The 24,877-nt window shown below is 62.4% G+C and carries 3 protein-coding genes; all 3 read right to left on the bottom strand.

Annotated elements, in window-relative coordinates; genetic code table 11:
* On the bottom strand, positions 1 to 15,047 hold a 15,047-nt coding region (locus tag HDE78_RS20555), incomplete at its 3' end, for a non-ribosomal peptide synthetase (RefSeq protein WP_179483037.1).
* Positions 15,044 to 21,505 (bottom strand): non-ribosomal peptide synthetase, encoded by a 6,462-nt coding sequence (locus HDE78_RS20560; protein ID WP_179483040.1) that lies wholly within the window; start codon positions 21,503 to 21,505, stop codon positions 15,044 to 15,046. The genes HDE78_RS20560 and HDE78_RS20555, both read right to left, overlap by 4 nt.
* A partial coding sequence (locus HDE78_RS20565) for a non-ribosomal peptide synthetase (RefSeq protein WP_179483041.1) occupies positions 21,502 to 24,877 on the bottom strand: 3,376 nt, incomplete at its 5' end. The genes HDE78_RS20565 and HDE78_RS20560, both read right to left, overlap by 4 nt.

Raw genomic sequence — 24,877 nt, forward strand, 5'->3', positions numbered from 1 at the left:
TGCGGCGGACGCGGCCGGTCCGTCGGCAGCTCCAGTCGCACCGGTACATCGACCAGCGCCTCGCGCCAAAACGCCGCTTGCGTCGCCAGCCGCTGGTCGGTCAGCCACGCGCGTTGCCAGGCCGCGTAATCCGCGTATTGAATCGGCAGCGGCGCCAACGCCGCCTCGCCGCCGCTGACCGCGGCCTCGTAGCAGGCCACCAGCTCACGCAGCAGAATGTCCATCGACCAGCCGTCCGACACGATGTGGTGCTGGGTCAACAGCAGTACGTGTTCGTTGTGACCCATCGCCACGAGGCGAGCACGGATCAACGGCCCTCGTGCCAGATCGAAGGGAAGCAACACTTCTTCATTCGCCAATTGTCGAAGGGCAGCATCGCCATCCGCGATACCCACGAGCGAGTGATGTTGCATGCTCACGCCGCGTGATGCGTCGATCAACTTCGCGTAAGGCGCACCTTCGTTGCTGACAAACACCGTGCGCAGCGATTCATGTCGTGCAAACAAGGTATCGAGGCTGTGCTTGAGCGCCACCGCATCGAGTGCGCCGCGCAAGCGCAACACTGTGCTCACATGATAGGTAGCGCTCACGTCCTCAATTTGCGCAAGGAACCACAGGCGTTGTTGCGCGAAAGAGAGCGGCAGTCGCCCATCACGCGAAACCGGGCGAATGGCAGGTAGCGCCGGTTCAATTGTTTGGTCCAGATGTTCCTGGATCGTTAGGGCAAGTTCGGCGAGCGTCGGGTTGGAGAACAACGCCGACACCGGCATCTGCACGGCATAGCGTTGAGCAACGCGCCCGAGGAGCCGCACTACATGCAGCGAATGGCCGCCCAAATCAAAAAAGCGATCATGTCGCCCCGCCTGCGCGATACCGAGGAGCTCGCACCAGATGTCGGCGATGGACATCTCCAGCTCCCCGTGCGGCGTCTCGTGCTCCGGGCGTTCGCCATTGTCTCGATCCGGGTCCGGAAGCGCTCGTCGATCGATCTTTCCATTGGGAGTGAGTGGGAACGCGTCGAGTACCACGAAAGACGACGGCAGCATGAAATCCGGCAAGGTACTCGCCAGATGCGAACGAATGTCGTCGCGATCCACGTCGCGACACACCAGCGCCTGCAGCGATGCCAATGCTGGCAGACCGGCCAAGGCATCATCCGCGTCCATCCAGTCGATAAGGCAAGCGATCTCGTCGACGCCTGCCTGCCTAAGCTGTCGCGCCACCGACACGCACCCTTGCGGTGTGCCGATAAGCGATGCCGTGCGGGAATACCTTTCGAAGGCGAGCCGTACGATCCCTTCCTTGGCCTCGTCGTCGACGTCGTCCACTTCCAGATCGAGACTGGTTGCCCAGGAGGCAAGCAAGCCCAAATGCTCACGCATGTAACGCATGAACGGACCGCGTGCGCGTTCTAGTGTTTCGTCGAGATCATCGCCCACGTAGGCGTGAATCATCACGGTGACGCGTCCGGTCGACGGATCGAGTCCGGCCTCGGCGCGGGCATGCCGGTAAGCGATGATCTGTTCGGACAACTGCGCGATGTTCTGGCCGAGCAGATGGGTCAGAACGTTTGCACCCAGCCGTCCGGCATGGATGAAAGTATCGGGGTGCCCGGCCGCCGTTACCCAAAGCGGCAACTCGTCTTGCACGGGGCGCGGATAGACCCTGACCTCGCCCTGCTTTCCACTGCCATCGATGCGCTGGATCGTTTCGCCGCGCCACAGGCGACGTATCGTCTCGATGCCATCGGCCATCGCCTGCTTTCGCACGGCAAAACGCTCGGGGGCCAGTGTGAAATCGCGCGGATGCCAGCCAGACGCCGCGGCGATGCCGACACGTCCGCCAGACAGATTGTCGACGACAGCCCATTCCTCGGCGATGCGGATCGGATCGTGCAGAGGCACGACGACGCTACCGGCTCGCAGTCCTACATGTTTGGTAATCGTGGACAGCGCCGCGTTCAACACCGAAGGGTTGGGATACAGCATGCCGACGTTATGGAAATGCCTCTCCGGCGTCCAGATCGCTTCGAACGCGTGCTCATCCGCGAAGCGCGCGGCGTCCAGGTAAAGCCGATAACGGTTCGAGCTACCTGAAGGTTCTGCGCCGAAGAAGAAAAGGCTAAAGCCTGGTGCGGACCCGTGGTGACCTACGCGTCCCTCGTACGCTGCTTCCGGTACGACATAGGCGACGAGGCGTTTGTCGCCATGTGCGTCGGGTCGTGCCACCACGGTTGCTGCGCGCACGCGTGCATGAGTGACCAGGCGCGATTCGATCTCGCCCAGTTCGATCCGATAGCCGCGAATCTTGAGCTGGTCGTCATTACGTCCCAAGTATGCGAACGAGCCATCCTCCAAAACACGAACCATGTCTCCGGTTCGGTACATGCGCGGATGAGAGCCATCATCGAACGGATCCGCGACAAACCGATCTTCCGTCAGATCAGGACGATTGAGATAACCCCTCGCCACGCCGGCGCCGCCGATATGCAAATGACCGATCGCTCCGATCGGGACCAGATGCCCCATGCCGTCCAAGGCGTAGCAGCGTGTGTTGTCGAACGGATAGCCGAGTGTCGGCGTGGGCTGCTCGCCAGTCGTCGCACGCTCGATGCGTATGCCTGTCGACCAGATGGTGGTTTCCGTGGGGCCATAGACATTCCACAGGTCACGGCCACGCGTCGTCAAACGCGCGGCGAGATCGGCCGTCATGGCTTCGCCGCCGCAGACCATGCTGAGGTCTCGCGTACCGTTCCAGCCGGAGTCCAGCAGCAATCGCCAAGTGCTCGGCGTGGCCTGCATGAAGGTCACCTTGTGATCCTCGATCACTCGCTGCAAGGCCATCGGATCGACGGCCTGTGCGCGTGTAGCCATGACGATGGCCGAGCCGTGCAAGAGCGGCAGAAACAGCTCGACTGCAGCAATGTCGAACGAAACACTGGTGATGGCCAGCACGCGATCGTTCTCATCCAATACCCGCACGCGTTCCATCGAGCGCAGCAGGTTCACGACGCCGGCATGCTCGACCATCACGCCCTTAGGTCGGCCAGTCGAACCCGAGGTAAAGATGACATAGGCCAGGTCATCGGCGTGCGTTGCCTCGCTGCGCGGAGGCGGCGTGCTGGGCCATGACAACCATTCTCCGAGAACGTTGCCGGTGCCGACATCGTCCAGCAGAATCGTCGAAGCAGCGCAGGCTGAATCAGCGACCAGAGCACGCGAACGTTGATCGGTGAGGATCACCCGGGGCAAAGCGTCGACCAGCATTTGATCGACGCGTTCGCGGGGATACGCTGGATCGATCGGCACATAAGCCGCGCCCGCCTTCAGAACGGCAAGCATGCCGATGACCAGAGCAACACTACGCTCGGCGCAAAGAGCGGCGAGCGTGCCCGAACCGACGCCCTCTTCGACTAATCGATGGGCCACACGATTGGCCCACTCGTCGAGCTGTCGGTAGGTCAGGCCGCGGTCATCGTCCCGTACGGCCAACGCATCCGGCGAGCACCGTACCTGTGCCTCGATGAGGTGATGGATGCGCACGTGCGCATCCAGCGGCACGCGTGCATCAGAGTGTCGCCGTGACAGCAACGCGACCTCATCCGTGGGCAACACATCCAGCTCGTGAAGATGCCGGGACGGAGCGTTGGACAGTGCGGAGCAAATGCTGGCCAACGCGACTTCCACATAGGAAAGAATGCGCGCGGCAGACAGCGAAGCGACCGCATCGATCGTCAAGGCCAACGCGTCGCCAAAATCCTCGACGGACAAAGCGAGCGGATAGTTGGTCCGTTCACCGGCATGGATCCGAGCCAGCTGCTCTTCGACATGCGCCCACTGTGCATCGGTGTCTAAAACATGCGGAGTGGCATGATGGCGATAATTGAGGATCGAACTGAACAGGGGGTCCGGCGCACGCACCTGGCTGCAACGCTGCGCGAGAGCGAGTGAGGCGTACTCATGCGCCAGCAGATCCGCCAACGAAGCCTGCACGGCACGTAAGCCGCTCTGCGCACCTTGATCAGCAAGCTGCACACGGATCGGCAAGGTATTGATGAACATGCCGGCATCGGCTTCATCCGCTTCTGCCGACGCTTGATGGCTCGACAGCACGGTACCGAACACGACGTCCGTTTGACCCGCGGCCCGCGCCACGACGAGACCCCACGCAAGATGGCAGACACTCGCCACGCTCACTCTGTGACTTTTTGCCTGTTCTCGTATCGACGCCACCAATTCCCTGGAAAGCAGCTTGCGCGCATGCACGAAGGTGGCCTGCGCCGCATGCACGGTCGCGACACCGAAGGGAAGCGTCGGTTCGGTTACATCGCCGAGCATCGATTCGAAGAATGCGCGGTCGTCGTCGGTTGCGGCGGCAGCGCGCGTCCGTTCGATGAACTCACGGAAAGGCCGCGGCGAGGTCAGATTATTTTCGAGGCCGGACTGGAATGCCGCGACCTCGCGTGCCAGAACCTGCAGTGTTGCCTGATCGCCGACGAGGTGATGCATGCGCTGAAAGAGGTACCAGGTGCCTGCGGCAGCGTCTTCCGCGGCATAGAAGCGAACCAGCGGAGCTTCCGTGGGATCGAAAATATCCTGTTGGGCATGCGCCGATAACTGTTGCGATACCGAAACATCCAGCAACAGACCATCCACATAAAAACACGCCACATCGGCCGATCGGAGAACCACCTGCGCAGGCATGGACAGCCCTTCCCAGAGGAACGCTGTTCGCAGAATGTCGTGCCGTGCGACGACTTTCGACGCCGCCGCGACGAAGGCCTCCAACTCGACGCGCGATGCGAAGGTCGTCGTATGCGTGATGACGTAGGGATCGTTGGCGGGATCGCTGAGGTGGTGATACAGGATGCCATCCTGCAGCGGGGAAAGGGCATAGATGTCCTGTATGTTCGCCACCCCACCGGGTACTGAGGCGATGATGCGGTCCAGGCCATCCTGATCGATATCGATGAGTGGAACCATGTCCGGCGTGATCGCCGTCGCGTTCTCGGGTATGCCGACCGATGCAGCGACAACGACCTCTCTTGCCACGATCAGCGCAGCAAGTTCGTGCAATACCGGATGAGCGAAAATGGATCGCAGCTCGAGCATGAGGCCGCTCTTCCGCAACCGCTCGACTACGCGCACGGAGAGAATCGAGTTTCCGCCCAATTCGAAGAAGTGACTTTCCCTCGACACCGCATCGACACCGAGAACGTCGCACCATATCGCTGCCAGGCGCGTCTCCAGCGGACCCCGCGGAGCCGTGTCCGACGCATCCATCTTCGACGTGCTGACCGGGGGCGGTAATGCCGCACGATCGACCTTGCCATTGGGCGTCAGTGGCAGTGATGCCAGCGCGACAAAGGCCGAAGGCAGCATGTACTCGGGTAGCCGCAAGCGCGCATGGGCAAGCAGCAGTGGCGAAATCGTTGCGGACGTCATGCTTTCGAAGCCGCTAGCCGGTACCACATACGCCACCAACATCGCCTCGTCCGCAGCGCCACGCCAACTACGAACGGCAACGTGACGCACCGCCGGATGGTCGAGCAGACAGGATTCGATATCGCCCAGTTCGATGCGGAAACCACGCAACTTCAATTGATCGTCGTTGCGACCAAGATGTTCGATCGTTCCATCGGGACGATACTTCGCGAGGTCGCCGGTCTTGTACATGCGCGCGTCGGCATCGGCGCAGAACGGATCATCGAGAAAGCGTGCTGCCGTAAGATCCGCGCGCCCGAGATATCCGCGCGCGACGCCATCACCGCCGATGTAAATCTCGCCAGGCACACCGAACGGCACGAGGCGCAGCGACTCGTCGAGCAGATAAATACGGGTGTTTGCCACGGGACGGCCGATGGATGGTGCCCTGCCGTGATCCACCACCGCATTAGATTCGATGCGCGCGATGGTCGACCAGACCGTGGTTTCGGTGGGACCGTAAGCATTCCACAACATGCCATCGTGAGCACTGAGCCGCCCGGCCAAAGCGGCGATGAGCGGCTCGCCGATAGACACCATGCGAAGCCCGGGCGACGGTTTCCACCCGCTGTCGAGCAAGGACTGCCAGCGCGCCGGCGTGGTCTGCATCAGGTCAACCGGGTGACGTGCCAGCAGAGCCTGTATCGCGTACGGATCGGCGATTTCGGTAGAACTCGCCAACACCAGGGTAGCGCCTGTCACCAGCGGCAGAAACAGCTCAAGGGCAGCGATATCGAACGAAATGCTGGTCAATCCCAGCACCCGCCCTTCCGGACCGAAAGCGAGATCGTCCTTGGCACTCAGGATAAAGTTGACGATGGATCGATGTTCGACCATGACGCCCTTCGGTCGTCCGGTGGATCCCGACGTGAAGATGGCATAGGCGACAGCGTTTCCTCGAGCGTCACCACGGACGTCGCGCGTTATATCGCTGGTCGGCTGATCGACCCATGCCGGTCGGCCGCCTGGATCGGGAAGCGCGACGATCGCACTCTGCTCGGGAAGCGACTCGCCCAACGCGCGCACGCCCATCCCGTCCGCGCAGATCAGGCTGAGTCCGGCATCTTCAACGACCTGCAAGAGACGCTCGCGCGGATACGACGGATCGAGCGGCACATAAGCCGCACCCGCCCGCATCGTGGCTAGCATGGCAACGAGCATCCAGGGTCCTCGCGCCGAGCACACGCCGACGTAATCGTCAGGTCGCACACCGGCCGCTACGAGCTGTTGCGTCGCAAGCCGCACTTCGCTGTCGAGCTGGGCGTAGGTCCATGCTTCTTGACCAAACACCAGCGCGGTATGCGTAGGTGTCTGTTCGCATTGCGCGTCGATCAAGTCAGTAAGGTAGATCGAGCAGCTGTCTGGAAAAATCTTTGCCGTCGCGTTGAGCCGAACCACTAGCTCGTCGATTTCGCCAGCGGGAAGCATCTCCAACGCGGTATCGCCTGCATCCATGTCCTGATGCAGTACATCGGCAAGAGCCTCCAGCGCACGACACAGGTAAGCGCAAACACGTTCGGCCGAGAACGGCGCAACGACCTGTCCGATCAGCGCCAGCGCCTGGCCGTAGTCCTCGACAGCGATGCTCACGGGATAATTCGTGAAGCGATCGCCCATGCTCCACTCCACGGCCGCGAGCGGATGATCGCCGTCCTCGACGTCGCCTTGTGACGGAAGCAGGTTGCGGAAGTTGAGTAGCGAGGAGAACAGCGTGGTGCCCGCGGGGACTCCGCTGCACTGCTGCGCCACGGCGAGCGACGCGTGTTCGTGGCACATTAGTTCGGCCAGCAGACGATGGGTTTCCCTGACCTGGTTATGGATGCTTTCGTTCGCGACAGCGACGCGCAGCGGAAGCGTATTTATGAAGAGACCCGCAGCCCTGTCAGCGCCTGCCGTGCCCTGCAGCCGTCCAAACAAAACGGTGCCGAAGACAACGTCATCGCGGCCGCTCGTCCGCGCGATGACGTGAGCCCAGGCAAGATGGCACAAACTGGCAAGACTGACTCCTACGCGCCGGGCGCCGTCACGCAGACGATTCGCTACCGCATCGGGCACGGACATCCTGGCCTCGCCGACATCGTCCGTCACATAGGCGCCATCGATTCCGAACGGCAGCGTCGGCTCGGTGACATCGCCGAGCATGCTGGTGAAGAATGTCTCGTGCTCGGCCTTGCTGGCACCGCCCCGCGTTTGCGCGACCAGCGCCCGGAAGGACGGGGCGGCAGGCAGCAGATGCGCATCGCCTTCAAGAATGGTCTTGAGTTCGTCGCGGAATATCCTCACCGACACGGCGTCTTCGACCAGATGATGCCGTAGCAAGACTGCAATCCAACGATCCTCGACCGCATCCTTTGCCACCGCAAGCTGGACGAGCGGCGCCTTAGTCAGATCCATGCGCAGGCTCTTCGGATCAAAGCGCGCGTGCAGCCGCTCCGTCGCAGTAGCGCCGGGTAGGCCAGCCATCTCGATCAAGGGCAAGGTCGCCTGTCGGACCACCACCTGATGGGGCTCCGACAATCCGTCCCAGACGAACGATGTGCGCAAGATGTCGTGCCGTTCGATCAATACGTTCAAGGCGGCGACGAAACGATCCAGAAGATCGCGCTCGTGGAAAACCAGATGACTAAGCATCACGTACGGATCGCGGCCCGCGGCGAGCATGTGATGGAATAGGATGCCGTCCTGCAAAGGTGTCACGCCGTAGATGTCTTTCACGTTGGCCACGCCGCCGGGAACGGACGCGACGATGCCATCGATGTCTTCTTGACTGAGGTTCGCCAGTGGCAGCATCGACGGCACGATGCGCACGACACCGTCGGGAACGCCTTCGGCCATCGACTCATGTGCATCGAGCGGCGCAAGCTCGCGCGCCATGTCAGCGAGCAGTGAGGCCGAGAAAATGTGATTGACCTCGAGCCGCTGACCGGCCTGGCGCAGCCGCTCGATCAACTGAACCGCAAGCAGCGAGTGACCGCCTAGGCGGAAGAAATCGTCGTTGCGACCCACACGATCGACGCCGAGTAATCCGGACCACAGATCCGCGAGCAATCGTTCGCCAGGTGTAACGGGTTCGTCCGAACGCGAGGATGATGCCACCGCTGGTTTCGGCAGCGCCTTGACGTCCAGCTTGCCGTTGATCGTCAACGGTAAGGCATCGATCGGCACATAAGCCGACGGCAGCATGTACGACGGAAGGCGCGCTTCGAGATGCGCTGCAATATCGTCCATGAGCACGCTGTTGTCGCTCGCCTGCTCGCGACCGATGAGAATCACATAGGCAACGAGGCGCATGCTTCCGCTGTCGTCGCGACCAATCACCGCGGCCTGCGAAACGCTTGGATGCTCGCTCAATCGCGCCTCGATTTCACCCAACTCAATGCGATAGCCGCGGATCTTGACCTGCTGGTCGTTACGGCCAAGAAATTCAAGTTCGCCATCCTCGTCGCGCCGCGCCAGGTCGCCGGTGCGATACATGCGCGAGTTCACGCTGTTCGCAAACGGATCGGCCAGGAATCGCTGTTCGGTGAGGTCGGGACGTCCTTTGTATCCGCGAGCCACGCCCGCGCCGCCTACATACATTTCCCCCACCACGCCGACGGGAACAGGCTGCCTATGCGCATCCAGAAGATAGATCGCAAGGTCGTCGAGAGGTGCACCGATCGGGCTGGACGAGCACAACGCATCCGCCGGTCCCAGGCGACGATAGGTCACGTGGACGGTGGTCTCCGTGATGCCGTACATGTTGATCAGCTCGGGACGATTTTCCGGGTAAATCCCGTACCAGTCGTTCAACACGGAGGTGTCCATGGCCTCACCTCCGAGCACGATGTAGCGCAAGGAGGGTATCGGAGCGTGGCTGGTATGCGCGTGGATGAAGGCCTTGAAGGCACTAGGGGTCTGGTTGACCACAGTCACACCTTCGCGGGCCACCAGTTCAAGGAAATCGCCTGTCGAGCGTGCGACCTCATGCGGAACCACGACCAGACGACCACCATGCAGCAGCGCACCCCAAATCTCCCACACGGTGAAGTCAAACCCGTAGGAATGGAACAAGCTCCACACATCGTTTTCGTCGAACGCAAACTGTGCTGCCGTCGTGTCAAACAAGCGGTCGACGTTGCGGTGTTCGACCATGACACCCTTGGGCTCGCCGGTGGAGCCGGAGGTGTAGATGATGTAAGCAACGGCGTCGGAAGACACCTCGACGGTGAGATCGTCCGACGATTGCATCGACCACGCATCGGGCCGATCGATATCGACGACATCGATGGCTTGCGAGCCAGCGGCCAAGGCGGCGCATCCGAGCGCATCGGCGACGACCAGCGCTGGCTTGGCGCTTTCCAGAATGCGGTCGATACGATCGGATGCATATACCGGATCAACCGGCACATACGATGCACCCGCCTTGAGCACAGCGAGGATAGCTACGAGTAGGCCGGCTTCGCGCTTGACGCAGATCGCGACGTGATCGTCGCTGGTGATGCCGAGCTCGACGAGATGATGTGCCAGACGATTTGCTTGTCGATTGAGTGCGTCGTAGCTCAGCGCCGTCGTTGGGCTGGTGACAGCGATCCTCTCGGGAAACCGGCGAACGATACGCTCGAAACGGCGATGGATCGTGTCGCGCATGGCGCCGCTGTCGCTCGCTGCGATAGGTCCAGCGAGGGCATAGTCTCGTTCCTCTGCCGGCAGCACTTCGATCCGGCTCGACTTGGCATTCGCGCCGTGATCCAGTACATCGACGAGCGAGGCCAGCGCCGTGCTCATGTACGCGACCAACCGCTCCGGGCTGTGCGGCGTCTCGACGAGCGCCGTCAGTGCGAGCCGGTCGCCGAAATCGTCCACGCACATCGTGAGTGGATAATTGGTGCGCTCCACCGTCTTGACGAAGCGCACGTCGCGCATCGCGTGGTTATCCTCGTCGATGCCGTCGAGCGCAACCGTTCGATTGTGACGATAGTTGAATACACCGCTAAAGAGCGGCGACGGCAATTGTACGCCGCTGCAACGTTGCGCCAAGGCCAGCGAGGCGCTCTCATGGTGCACCAGCGAAACAAGGCGATCATGCACGTCACGCACCGCCGTACTTACGGGCCGATCGTCGAGCTTGATGAGCAAGGGCAACGTATTGACGAACAGGCCGACGCCTTGTTCGGACGAGCGCCCCGACTGCATGCGGCCGAGTAGCACCGTACCAAAGACGACATCGTCCGTGCCTGCTGTTCGTCCCAATACATGCGCCCATGCAAAGTGGCACAAGCTGGCAGCGCTCACGCCAAGACGGCGCGCATGATCGCGAAGGCGTGCGGTGATTTCCGGATCGACCTCAGCCGTCGCCTCGACGACAGCACGGCCGTGCTGCATCACATTGGATAGACCGAAGGGCAAGGTCGGTGCGGTTATGTGACCGAGCATGTCGCGGAAGAACGCTTCGTGCTCAGCCTCGGCGGGACCTTGCACGATTTTCCACAACTGTTCGCGGAAGGGCTCCGCATCAGGCAATTCGTGACCGCGTCCCTCGAGCAGGGTATAGACTTCCGAACGCAGCACGTCGAGTGTCGAATGGTCGCCGATCAAGTGGTGATATCGCTGCTGGACGCGATACCCGCCGTCGACCCCGTTGTGCGTGACGATGTACTGGAGCAACGGCGCCAAGCCGACATCCAGACGCAACGGCAACTGACTCACCAGATCATCGACATCGACTGATGCGACGTTCGCGTGATCAGCTAGCGAAAGGTCCGTCACCTGCAAGTTTGCGCTACGCAGCACGACCTGGACCGGACGCGAAAGACCCTCCCACAAAAAAGCGCTACGCAGAATGTCGTGCCGTTGCACGACCGTGGCGACCGCGCCTAGGAACGCGTCAACGACAGACCGGTCCGGAAAATCCATGTCCGTCACGAGAACGTACGGATCGACACCCGACGCGAGACGATGATGGAAAAGAATGCCGTCCTGCATCGGCGTCAAGCCGTAGATATCCTGAATGTTGCTCGCGCCTCCAGGCACGACAGATACGATCGTCTCGATGTCCTGAACCGTCAGCGAGATCAGCGGCAGCATCGACGGCTCGATCGTCTGAGCTCCCACCGGGATACGGTTGGCAGGCGCCCCACGCGTCACGTCCTGCGTGATGGCCTTCGCCATATCGCTCAGCACCGGATGGTTGAAGGCATCCTTCGCTGTGAGCGAAAGGCCTTCCTTTTGCAGCCGTCCGATCAGGGTAACGACATTCAGTGAGTGACCACCGAGTTCGAAGAAGTGATCGCGGCGACCCACGCGCTGAATCTGCAGAATCGCTTGCCACACCGCCGCAAGGCGCTCTTCCACCATCGAGGCCGGAGCTTCATAGGCACGTCTCGCGAAGGCCGTGTCGTCTGGTATGGGTAGCGCGCGGTGATCGATCTTTCCACCGACGGTGAGCGGAATCGCATCGATCGCGACGAAGCACGCGGGGATCATGTACTCCGGCACCTTAGTCGCCAGATGCGTACGTAAGGCGTTCGGCAAATCGTCAACATCCACACCGGAGTGGCCGGCTTGTGCATGACGCACGACATACGCACAGAGGCAGCGCACCGTCCCGGCATCGTCGCGAACCGTCACCACGGCTTCGGCGACATCAGGATGGAGACGCAACTGGTTTTCGATTTCGCCCGGTTCGATGCGGAAGCCGCGCAGCTTGACTTGGTTGTCGATGCGACCGATGTACTCGAGTAAACCTTCAGGCCCGCGGCGGACGAGATCACCGGTCCGGTAACGAAGGCCGACCGCTTGACCCACGCGATCATCGACAAAGAAGCGCATGGCGGTCAGCTCGGGCAAATTGAGGTAGCCACGAGCCACGCCAACCCCGCTGACGACCAATTCGCCGATGGCACCGTCCGGCACGAGCCGGCCACGGCTATCCAGGATGTCGACGAGCTGGTTCGCGATCGGTGTGCCCAGCAATACCCGTTCAGCGTCGGGCTGGAACGCCCACATCGTCGTGCAGACCGTGTTTTCCGCCGGGCCGTAACCATTGTGGATCGTCGCAAGACGACTCATGCGTCGCATGAGGTCGAGCGAAGGTGCTTCACCGCCCAAGATGAGGGTTAGCGGATGTGCCAGCGGCGGCAGGTCGGTGACACCCTGGATGAACGACGGCACGAGAGCGCCGAAGCTGATGCGCTGAGCATCGATATAAGACCAGAGCTTGCGTATGTCATGACGTGCGTCGTCCGGAGCGATATGCAAGGACGCGCCGCTACCGAGCGCGAGCATGATTTCCAGAACGCTGGCATCAAAGCCTAGCGAGGCGAACTGAAGTACGCGGCTTCCCGGAGCGATGCCGAAGCGCGAGGCGTGATCGATCGTGAGGTTGACCAAGCCGCGGTGTTCGATCATCGCGCCTTTCGGACGACCCGTGGAACCTGACGTGTAGACCACGTAAGCCAGACGCCGCGGATCGCGCACCGCCGCTGTCGCTTCGCCACGATGCGTACTCAAGGTGGAATCGGCAGCAAGGCGATCCGCTCGAACAACACGACCGCTCGTCAAACCTTCAAGCGCGAGCTCTCCGGTCGCATCGCACAACACGAAAAAAGCCCCGGTGTCGTCCAGCATGTGCGCGAGGCGGTCCCTGCCTTGCGCAGGATCCAGCGTCACATAAGCAGCGCCGGCTTTGAAGGCACCGAGCATGCAAACTACCGGCACGATGCCGCGTTCGGCACAGATGACAACGAGCGACTCGACACCGATACCCTTCTCAACCAGAAGATCAGCGATCGTCTCCGCGCGTGCATCCAGCTCACCATAAGTAAGCTGCGTTGGTCCATGCACGATCGCCAATGCCTCCGGCGCATCGTCGACCCAACGATCGAAAAGTGTGCAGAAATCCGTGGCAGCAGGGATCGTATCGAGCGCATCGGCGACAACGGACTGTTCGCTACGATCGAAGATCTCCAAGGTGTGCGCCGGCACGCTGGCATCGGATTCCAGCGCATCACACAGATCAACCAGCGCACAGCGAATATACGAAACGATCCGCTGCGGATCGATCTCGCGCACTGTCTGGGCGGATATCTGCAAGCTGTCGCTGCCCTGGTCGATCGAGACGCCGAGTGGATAATTGCTACGTTCCGTGTTCGAGGTGACGGCAACGGTCGATAGCAAAGTCGGCAAGGCATCCGGTGCAATGGCGACCTCGGCCGAATGCCGCATATTGAGCACAGCACTGAACAGGGGTGACGTCATTGGCAAGCCGCTGCATGCCTTCGCCAGCGACAAGGGAGCATGTTCGTGATGCAGCAACGCACCGAGCCGGGCCTGCGCTTGCTTGACTACATCGAGTACGGCGTCGTCGCCGAGTCGCAAGCGAAAAGGAAGCGTATTGATGAACACACCGGCCGCACGATTGGCCGTGCTATCCCCGCTCAGACGGCCGAACAACACCGTTCCGAAAACCACATCGTCCCTGCCGGATGCGCGCGCCACCATCTGACCGAAGGCGGTGTGGCAGAGTGCCGCGACACTCACTCCACGTCGGCGTGCGGTGGCGAACACCCGCGCCACGAGATCGGTCGGCAGATGCTCTCCAAACTCGACCATGGCGCGGCCGTCCTGCTGTATATCGACCAACTGGAACGGCAGTGTCGGTTCCGTCACGTCAGCCAGCAGCTCCCGGAAGAACGCCTCGTGTTCCTCGCTGGCACCGGATCGGCGCATGCGCGCAATGGCAGCCTTGTAAGGAGTTGGCCTTGGGAGGTCCGCTTCGCGCCCATCCATGATCGTGTGCACGTCGCCATGAAGCATGTCGAGCGTGGAGTGATCGCCGACCAAGTGATGCATCCGTTGAAGCACTACCCAGGCATCGGATATTTTGTCGTGAAGCACCGTGAAAGAAAGCAGCGGCGCGGCGGTCACGTTCATGCGCATGGAATGAACTTCCAGCCACGCTTCGATGGCCGCCTTTGGATCGGCGTGATCGTTAGTCGCCGTTATCTCGTCGACGCGCAGGCACGCCGAACGCAGCACGACTTGCGCGGCCGTAGAAAGGCCCGACCAGACAAATCCCGTGCGAAGAATATCGTGCCGATCGACCACGCGCTGCACAGCATCGAGGAAACGCTGCAGCACATCGCGGTTAGGAAAAGTCAGCCACGTCCGCAGTTCGTACGGATCGGATTGCTCGGCGAGCAGATGATGAAACAGCACGCCGTCCTGCAGTGGCGACAAGGCATAAATATCCTGGATGTTGGCAACGCCGCCAGGCACCGCTGCCACGATGCGATCGATATCGTCCTGCTCGAGATCGATAAGCGAGAGCATGTCCGGCGTGATGCGTTCGATGCCTCTAGGCAGCGCCTGAAGCGCCGGCTCGACGTTGCGCGCATGCCCGGCGCCGTCATTCATTTCGCCAGCACGAAGCATTCGAAGCAATTCGCCCTTGTGTTCGGCAAGCGCCGATTTAAGCGTCTGGTCGAGTCGACCTTTGTTACCCCGAACCACGAGAGTGCCGTTGTCTTCCTTTATGTCGATGCCCGACTGTTCCAAGGCCGACAGCAATTCCTTGATGTTCATAGACGAACTTCCTCTATCTCGTTACAGCACATGGCCAGGTCGGCAAGAACGGGGTGCTCGAAGAGCGTGCGGACGTCCAACTCGATATCGTTGTCGCGAAGGCGTTCGAGCATGGCGATCGCCAATAGCGAGTTGCCACCGAGTTCGAAAAAGTGATCGTGGCGTCCGATGTGCTCCAGGCCGAGCAGGTCCATCCAGATCGCTGCGATGGCCTCTTCGACGGCACCCGAAGGTGCTTCGTGACTTCGATGGACAAAGGCGCTGTCATCCGGCTCCGGCAGCGCCTTTCGATCCACTTTGCCATTCGGTGTGAGTGGCATGGCGTCGAGGCTGACGAAAGCGGACGGAATCATGTACTCCGGCACCAGCGCCTGCAGGTACGAACGAAGCTCAACGGCAGTCACGCCGCCATCGCCCGATGGCACCACGTAGGCCAGCAGACGTCGGTCGCCGCCGAGCGGCGAACCGAACACAACGGCTGCATCGCGGATTCGCGCATGCTCGGTGAGGCGTGTCTCGATCTCACCCAGTTCGACGCGAAAACCTCGAATCTTGACCTGCTGATCGTTACGCCCTAGAAATTGCAGTTGGCCGTCAGGCATGAGCCGGGCGAGATCGCCAGTCCGGTACATGCGCGCACCCGCCACCGAGGAATGAGGATCGACCACGAAGCGCTCTTGATTGAGGTCATCGCGGCTGAAGTAACCGGCCGTCAAGCATTCGCCGCCGATATACAAATCGCCTCGCACGCCCCAAGGCACCGGTTCGAAACGATCGTCGAGCACGTAGTACTTGGCGTTCTGAATTGGCCGTCCATACGGAATGCTGAACCATTCCGGCCGGATGCTCTGGACGCGGTAATAGTTGGACCACACGGTGGCCTCGGTCGCGCCGCCCAAGGCGATCATCTGGCAATTCGGGAAGTGCCGCCGTAGCACGTCGTGGAACTCGAGCGGAATCCAGTCGCCGCTGAAGAACGCGAGCCTGAGCGAGGAGGCGGGACCCGTTTCCATCGCACCGAAGAATGGGACCAGTTGTTGGAACACGGCCGGCGCCGAGTCCCAGAACGTCGCGCCCGAAGTCATCAGCGCGCGTGCGAGCAAACGCGGGTCCGACAGTTCATCCTGTGTCGCGATACGCAGGCATCCACCGGACGCGAGGATGCCGAAAATGTCGTACACCGAGAGATCGAACGAAAGCGAGCTGGTGAAGAACATCAAGTCGTTCGGACCTACGGTGAACTCGCTTGCGATCCACTCGATCAGGTTCACCACGGGGCGATGCATGCCCATGACGCCCTTTGGCCGCCCGGTCGAACCGGAGGTGTAAATGACATAGGCGATCTGGTCGGCCCGGATGGTCAGGCCCAGATCGGTGGTAGGCAGATCGCTGCGCGCGATCGCCTCGCTCACGTCGACAAGCATCGCGGAACCGCCCAGAGCCCTCGCGGCCGCGCCTCGCGCCTGCCCGTCGCAGACGACGAGGCGCGGCTGCGCGTCCTCGACGATGAAGCGAATCCGGTCTTCCGGATATGACGGATCTACCGGCACATACGCCGCACCTGACTTCAATATGCCCATGAGGGTGACCACGGAAGTCATATCGCGCGATACACACGCAGCTACCCGATCGCCAACGCCTACACCACTGGCAACCAGAAAGTGCGCCAACCGATTCGCCGCCTGGTTGAGTTCGACGTAACTCATCGTCCGGCCTTCGCACTGCAAGGCAATCACATCCGGCATCGCGCGACAACGCGCTTCGAAAAGCATGTGCAGTGCGATCTCCTGATCGTACGGCACAGCCGTGCTGTTCCATTCATGCAGAAGAAAGCGGCGTTCATCGTCGCCGAGCAATGCGATCGCCTGCACCTCCTTCGTAGTATTGGCCACCATGCCTTGCAGCATCGCGCCGATATAGCCGACGTGCCGTTCAATCGTCGGCCGGTCGAACAATGCCGTCGAGTAATTCATACCCCCGACGATGCATCCCTCATCTTCACCAAGGAAAAGTTCCAGATCGAACTTGGTGAAAGGTTGACCCGCATCGGCCATGCGCACTTCAAGTCCGTCGAGGACCGGCTCGCGCCGGGTCTGGCCCTGCCAGGTAAACATCACCTGGAACAGTGGCGTGTGGTTCGTGCGACGCGGCGGCTGCACGATATCGACGACCTGCTCGAACGGAAGATCTTTGTGATCCTGTGCTTCGAGTACGACCTGCCGGACCCGATCAAGCAATCCGGTCGCCGTCACTTGCGGCGACAGGCCGATCCGCAAGGCCAGACTGTTGACGAAAAGTCCCACGACGCCTTCGGTTTCCGGACGTTCGCGGTTCGCTGCGGGGCTGCCGATGACAATGTCGTCCTGGCCTGAGAGCCGGGACAATACGGCCGACCATGCCGCGGTCAACACCATGAAGAGAGTGGCCCGGCGTTCGTGGCTCCATGCTTTCAGCGCAGCCGTGGTGCGTTCGTCGATCACGATCGGAACGCTACCGCCGGCATGATCGAGCTTGACCGGTCGCGGGCGATCGCCCGGCAGTTCGAGCAAAGCCGGCGCGCCCTTTAGCTGAGTGATCCAGTACTCGCGTTGCTTCTGTTGGCGATCGCCATCGAGCCACCGCTTCTGCCACGCGGCATAGTCTGGATACTGCACGGACAACGGAGAAAGTTGGGGAACAATCCCGCTACGAAACGCACCATAAAGATGGCTGAGCTCCTGCACGAGAATATCGATGGACCATCCATCGGCGACGATGTGATGGAGCGTGATCAACAACACATGCTTTTGCGCGCCAAGCCGAACCAGTGCGAACCGAATCAGCGGACCGTGTTCGAGGTCGAACGGCGCCGCCGCCTCGATCGCCATGACATCGTCCAGGGTCGCCGCGGCACCTTCGGCCGACAGGTCAATATCCGCGATGGCCGGTGTCCGATCAGCATCGATCAGCACGACTTCCGGTTGTCCACGGCGACTGACGAACATCGAACGCAATGCTTCGTGGCGGGAGAAGATCGTCGCGAGCGATTTCGTCAGTGCCGAACGATCGACCTCGCCGGTTAACTGCAAGGCAACAGGGATGTGATACGTCGGATTGGCTGCATCGAAACGCGCAAGAAACCACAGTCGTTGCTGGGCGAACGAAAGTGGAAGTGCTGCATCACGCGGAATCGTCGGCATCGGCAGCTCGTCGCTCTCTCCGGAAGAGTGCTCGATCATCTTCGAGAGGGCGGCAACCGTGGGATGCTCGAACAATTCGCCCATCGCGATCTGACAGCCGTATTGCTTGCGCAGCTTCAATAACATGCGTACGGCGCTAAGCGAATGCCCGCCGAGTTCGAAGAAATGATCGTTGCGCCCGATCCGCTCGACACCCAGCAACTCCGACCAGAGACTCGCGATGGCCGTTTCGACCGCACCGCGCGGCGGCTCGTAATCGCGGTTGGCAAAGGCCCGTTCATCCGGTGCCGGTAATGCCCGACGATCGAGCTTGCCATTGCGGGTGAGCGGCCAGTGTTCCACGCTGACGAAGGCAGACGGCACCATATACTCAGGCAGGCGCGCGGCCAGGTGGTCACGTAACGACGCGGCCGAGACGGTCTGCGCGGACGCCGGAATCACATAGGCAATCAGGCGGGTGTCGCCCTGCGCATCGGCCTGGGCCAGGACGGTCGCCTCGTGAACGGCGCCGTGCTCGCTCAGGCGGGCTTCGATTTCGCCCAGTTCGATGCGGAAGCCGCGAACCTTGACCTGGTCGTCGTGACGGCCCAGGTATTGGATGCGGCCGTCCGGCAGGTAACGACCGCGGTCGCCGGTACGGTACAGGCGGCCGGCCGCGTCCAGCGGATCGGCGATGAACCGTTCGGCGGTCAGCGCCGGACGGTCGAAGTAGCCGCGCGCCACGCCGATACCGGCCACGTAGATTTCGCCGGCCACGCCAAGCGGAACGTCCCGGCCTTGTGCATCGCGCAGGTGGACGCGCATGTTGGCCAGCGGCCGGCCGATATGCACGGGGCCGTGGGGGTCGCGGATCGCGGTAATCGTGACGTCGACCGTGCACTCGGTCGGACCGTACATGTTGTATGCCTGCAACCAGGGTGCCGTGGCCAACTGGGACCACATGGCCGCATCGATCGGCTCGCCGCCTAGCAGCACGCGACGGGGGCGGTCGCTCAGGATGAGCAGCCCTTCGGCGAGCAGGCCACGCAGCTGCGAGGGCGTAGTATCAAAGGCATCGATCCGTTCGTCGCGCAGGAAGGCCAGCAGGGCGGGTGCGGAGACGCGCACGGCTTGCGGCAGCAACACGACGGTGTGCCCGGACAGCAACTGGCTGAAGGCCTTGATCGACATGTCGAACGAGAACGAGGCGTTCCAGGCCACGCGCAAGGCGGTGTCGTCGTCGGGATAGATCGGCCCGCGGATGGCGGCCCAGAAGTTGACCACCGAACGGTGTTCGACCATCACGCCTTTGGGCTCGCCGGTGGAACCGGAGGTATAGATCACGTAGGCCAGGTGATCCGGCGTCAGTCCGTCGATGTGCAGGTCGCTCTCGGGCTCGTCTGCCCATGCGTTGGGTAGTTCGTCGAGGGCGAGTACGTGTGTCTGCGTGGCGACAACGTCGCCCAAGGCATGGCGACCGTCGGCGTCGAGCAGCAGTACCGAGGCTGCGGCATCCCCGAGAATCCGTCCCAGCCGGTCGGAGGAATAGACCGGATCGAGCGGCACGTAAGCACCGCCGGCCTTGAGCACGGCCAGCATGGCGACCGCCATGGCGACACTACGACAGGTGCAGATGGCGACCCGTCGATCCGGGCCGACGCCGAGGCGAACCAGACGATGAGCCAGCCGATTGGCCTGGGCATTGAGCGCGGCATAACTCAACGCCACGCCGTCGGCCTGGATCGCGATCGCCGCCGGTGTGCGCCGGACCTGTTGCTCGAACAGCTCGCCCAGGCAGGCTGTCGGGAACACGCGCGCGGTCGTGTTCCATGCGGCGATAAGTGCGCGCTCGGTGTGGTCGGCAAGCGCAATCTCAAGTATGCGCTGCGTATCGTCGGCCAGCATCTGAGCGACGACGGCCTGCAGATACCGGATGTGACGGCTCACGCTATCGGCGTCAAAAAGCGCCGTCGCGTAGATGAAGCCTCCGACGATGCCGTCGCCTTCTTCGCCAAGGTCGAGCTTGATGTCATAGCGCGACGAAGCTTGGGAGAGATGCAGCGGACGGATGTCGATGCCGGGCAAGGAGAGCGCACTGCGCGCGGTGTTCTGCCAGGTGAACATCGCCTGGAAAATGGCAGTGCGATCGCTGGATCGCACCGGATTCACGATCTCAACCACCTGCTCGAACGGCAGATCCTGATGATCCTGTGCAGCGAGAACGTCGCGTCGAACACGCCCGACGAGTTCCGCCAGTGACGGGTTGCCGCCGAGTTCGACACGTAGCGCGAGCGTGTTCACGAAGCAACCGATGGTCTGTTCGACATCGCTTCGCCGACGATTGGCAACCGGCGTGCCGATGACGAGATCGGTCTCGTGCGACAGGCGCGCTAGCACGACGGCCCAGGCTGCCATGATGGCGGTGAATAGCGTGACGTCCTGACGCCCACACCACTGCTTGAGCGCCTTTGTCGTAGCCGCGTCGAATGCGATAGGCAGGAAGGCGCCGCTATGGTCCTGATGCGGCGGCCGCGGTCGGTCGATAGGCAAGTTGAGGGAGGCTGGCAGATCAGCCAGGCGATCACGCCAATAAGCCGTCTGGACGTCCATCCGTGCACCGCTCAGTCGCTGCCTCTGCCAGGCCGCGAACGCGGGATATTGTACCGATGGCAAAGTCGCGGGTATCGACCCATCGCTAACAAAGGCACGGTAATGTGCCGCGATATCGTCCGCGAGAAGGGCGAGCGACCAACCGTCCGCAATGAGGTGATGCAAGGTCAGAATCAGGATGTGTTCGTCATCCTCGATGCGAACGAGCGCCGCCCGCAAAAGTGGCCCCCGCTCGAGATCGAACGGACGTTGTGTTTCCTCGTCTGCGAACTCCTGCCATGCCGTCGCGCGATCGTCCCTGCCGCGCATATCGACTTCGTCCAGCGCGATGCCCGGCAACGGCGCGAGCAACCGAACATGCATTCCGTCCGCATCGTGCACGACGACGCTGCGTAACGCATCGTGCCGTGCGAAAACACCATTCAACGCAGCGTTAAGCGCCGCCACGTCGAGTACACCCTTGAGCGATAACGCACCTGGAATATGATAGATGGCCGAGCTTCCCTCACGCTGCGAGGCGAGCCATAAACTCTGCTGCGCAAACGAGAGCGGGATTCGATCGCCGTGCGCCAACGTGGCAATCGAATCTTCCGTCATCGCGCGGGTCTTCATGCCGCGCGCCAGCGCCAGCGCCCTTAGCCGCTCCAGCGTTGCAGCGTCCATATTGTCGAATGGCGAACTTGTGCTCACGGTATCTGTCCTTCGGAGGCGATGAGTTCTTCGAGATCCGCTGCGTCGAATTGCTGGGCAAGCGATGCGAGCAGAACCTCGCGAGCGAAAGCGTCGAGGTCTGGATGGTTGAAAAGAGTCGATAGCTCGATGTCGAGCCCGAAATCGGTGCTGATCCTGGCGAGCATTCGCACTGCCAAGAGCGAATGGCCACCAAGCTCGAAGAAGTGATCGCGGCGACCGACGCGAGTGACCCCGAGCAGTTCCTCCCACACGGCGGCGATCGCGCTTTCGGTGTCGCCTTGCGGCGGTTCGTACGCTCGACGGGCAAAGGCTTCGTCGTCCGGTGCCGGCAGCGCCTTGCGGTCGAGCTTGCCGTTGCCGGTCAACGGCAAAGCGGCCAGTTGCACGAAGGCCGCCGGCACCATGTATTCGGGCAGGTGTGCCGCGGCATGCGCACGCCACTGCGCCACCTCGCCCTGCCCGGCCTCGACGACCAGATAAGCGATCAACCGCACGTCGCTTCCTGGCGTGTCGCGCGCGACCACCGCGACATCGCGGATCGAGGCGCAGGTCGCCAGACAGGCCTCGATGTCACCCAGCTCGATACGAAAGCCGCGGATCTTCACCTGGTCGTCGTTACGGCCCAGGTACTCGATCTGGCCGTCCGGCGCATAGCGAGCCAGGTCGCCGGTCTTGTACAACCGGCCACCCGCGCGGAACGGATCGGAGACGAAGCGTTCGGCCGTCAAGCCATCGCGGTTGAGGTAACCGCGCGCTACGCCGACGCCACCGATGTGCAGCTCACCGACCGTGCCCCGCGGTACATGACGGCCATAACGATCGAGCAGATGGATCGCGGTGTTTGCGATCGGCCGACCGATCGGCACGGTACCGCCGGTGTAGTCCGGCGGACAGGTCCACGCGGTTACGTCGATCGCCGCTTCGGTCGGTCCGTACAAGTTGTGCAAGGCGACCGCCGGCAAGCGCTGGCGACAGGCCAGCACGTGGGCGGCCGGCAAGGCTTCGCCACTGAGTATCAGTCGACGCAGGCTCGTGCACGCGGCGACGTCGTCCACCTGGACGAAACTGGCCAGCATCGAGGGCACGAAGTGCGCTGTGGTGACTTGCCATTGACGCATCCATGCAGCCAGTCGCGGCGCGTCTTTGTGCAGCTCGGGCGGTGGCACGGCCAACGAGGCACCGGCGAGCAGCGACCAGAAGAATTCCCATACCGACACATCGAAGCTAAAGGGGGTTTTCTGGATGACGATGTCGGTGTGGTCCAGACCGTAGGCGCTCTGCATCCAGGTCAGTCGGTTGACCAAGGCGCCGTGTTCGTTCATCACACCCTTCGGGCGACCGGTCGAGCCGGAGGTGTAGATCACGTACGCCAATTGTCCGGCCGACGCGCCGGCGATCTGGGGATCGTGCGTCGGGCCATCGGTCCACGGCGCCTGATCCAGGTGCACACGATGGGCAGTGCTACCCAGCTCGGCCAAGGCGGTCTCGCCCACCCCATCGACCAGCATCCAGGCTGGCGAGGCATCGTCCAGCACCTGTCGCAGGCGTTCGGTCGGCAGGCTCGGATCCAGTGGCAGGTACGCGCCGCCGGCCTTGAGGATGGCCAGCAGACTGATCACCATCGGCACGCCACGCTCGGCGCAGACGGCGACGATGCGGTCGGGGCCGACGCCGTGCGCTACCAGTCGATGCGCCAGGCGGTTGGCGCGCCGGTTGAGTTCGGTATAGGTGAGGTTGCCGTCCTCGTGCCGCACGGCGATGGCCTCGGGCGTGCGCTGCACCTGGGCTTCGATCAGCGCATGGATGCTGACGTCGGTCGGATACGCTGCTTCGGTCGCGTTCCATGCCGCCTGCTGCGCTCGCTCCGCCGCACTGAGCATGTCGATCGACGACAAGCTCGCGCCGTCGACGGTCATCGCGCGAAGCACCGTCATCAGGTAATCGACGTGACGCTGCATCGTCGACGCGTCGAACAGGCCGGTCGCATAGACGAGAGTGCCGCTGATCGCTTCGCCGTCATCCATGACGTCGAGCTCGAGATCGAAGCGCGCTGTCGTATACGTCATCGGCGGCACATCGACATCGACATCACCGAGACGTCCCGCGAACGCGGCCACGTTTCGCCAAGCGAACATGACCTGGAACAGCGGCGTGTGATCGAGCCGACGCGGCGGCTGGGCGATCTCGACCACCTGCTCGAACGGCAGGTCCTGATGATCCTGTGCCGCCAACGTCACCTGCCGCACATGGCCAAGCAGACCGGCCACCGTGCCGGCCTCGTCCGGGCGCAACCGCAACGCCAGCGTGTTGACGAAGAAGCCGATCAACCCTTCCGTCTCCGGCCGACCGCGATTGGCCGTCGGTGTACCCACCACCAGATCGTCCTGTCCCGACAGACGGCTGAGTACCACCGTCCATGCGGCCAGGATCGTCATGTACAGCGTCGCGCCGTGACGTTGACCCAACTGCCGCAGCGACCGCGTCAGTGCCGCATCCAGGTGCACCGGCACATGCGCGCCAGCAAAGCCCTGTTGCGGCGGACGCGGCCGGTCCGTCGGCAGCTCCAGTCGCACCGGTACATCGACCAGCGCCTCGCGCCAAAACGCCGCTTGCGTCGCCAGCCGCTGCTCGGTCAGCCACGCGCGTTGCCAGGCCGCGTAATCCGCGTATTTAATCGGCAGCGGCGCCAACGCCGCCTCGCCGCCGCTGACCGCGGCCTCGTAGCAGGCCACCAGCTCGCGCAGCAGAATGTCCATCGACCAGCCGTCCGACACGATGTGGTGCTGGGTCAACAGCAGTACGTGTTCGTCGTCACCGGTGCGGTATAGATGCGCCCGGATCAGCGGACCTACGGCCAGATCGAAGGCCTCGCCGATGGCGGTCTGCACGTGGGTGGACAACGTCGCCGGTTCCGTGCGCAGATCCACCACGGTCCACGGCAATGCGATGTCCGTGCCGAGGAGGCGCGCTTGCGGCTCGCCATCGTGATCGATGAAGACCGTGCGCAAGGCTTCGTGCCGCACCAGCAACGCCCCCAGCGCCGCGCGCAAAGCCATCGGCGACAGCGCACCGCGCAGACGCAGCACCAGCGGCAGGTGATAACTGCCCGCCGCCGCACCCATCCGCGACAGGAACCACAGGCGCTGCTGCGCGAACGACAGGCTTGGCGCCGTGTCGGGTGCGCGCGGTGCGATGGCGGTCGATGCCGCGTGTGTACCTGTCGCAGTCAACGCTGCGGCCAGCGCGGCCAGCACCGGCCGCTCAAAGACGGTCACCAGCGGCAGGTCTATAGCGAAGCGCTGACGCAGGCGCGAGAGCAGCCGCATAGCTACTAACGAGTGACCGCCCAAGGCGAAGAAGTCGTCGCGA

The sequence above is a fragment of the Rhodanobacter sp. K2T2 genome (assembly GCF_013408815.1).
Lineage (GTDB): Bacteria > Pseudomonadota > Gammaproteobacteria > Xanthomonadales > Rhodanobacteraceae > Rhodanobacter.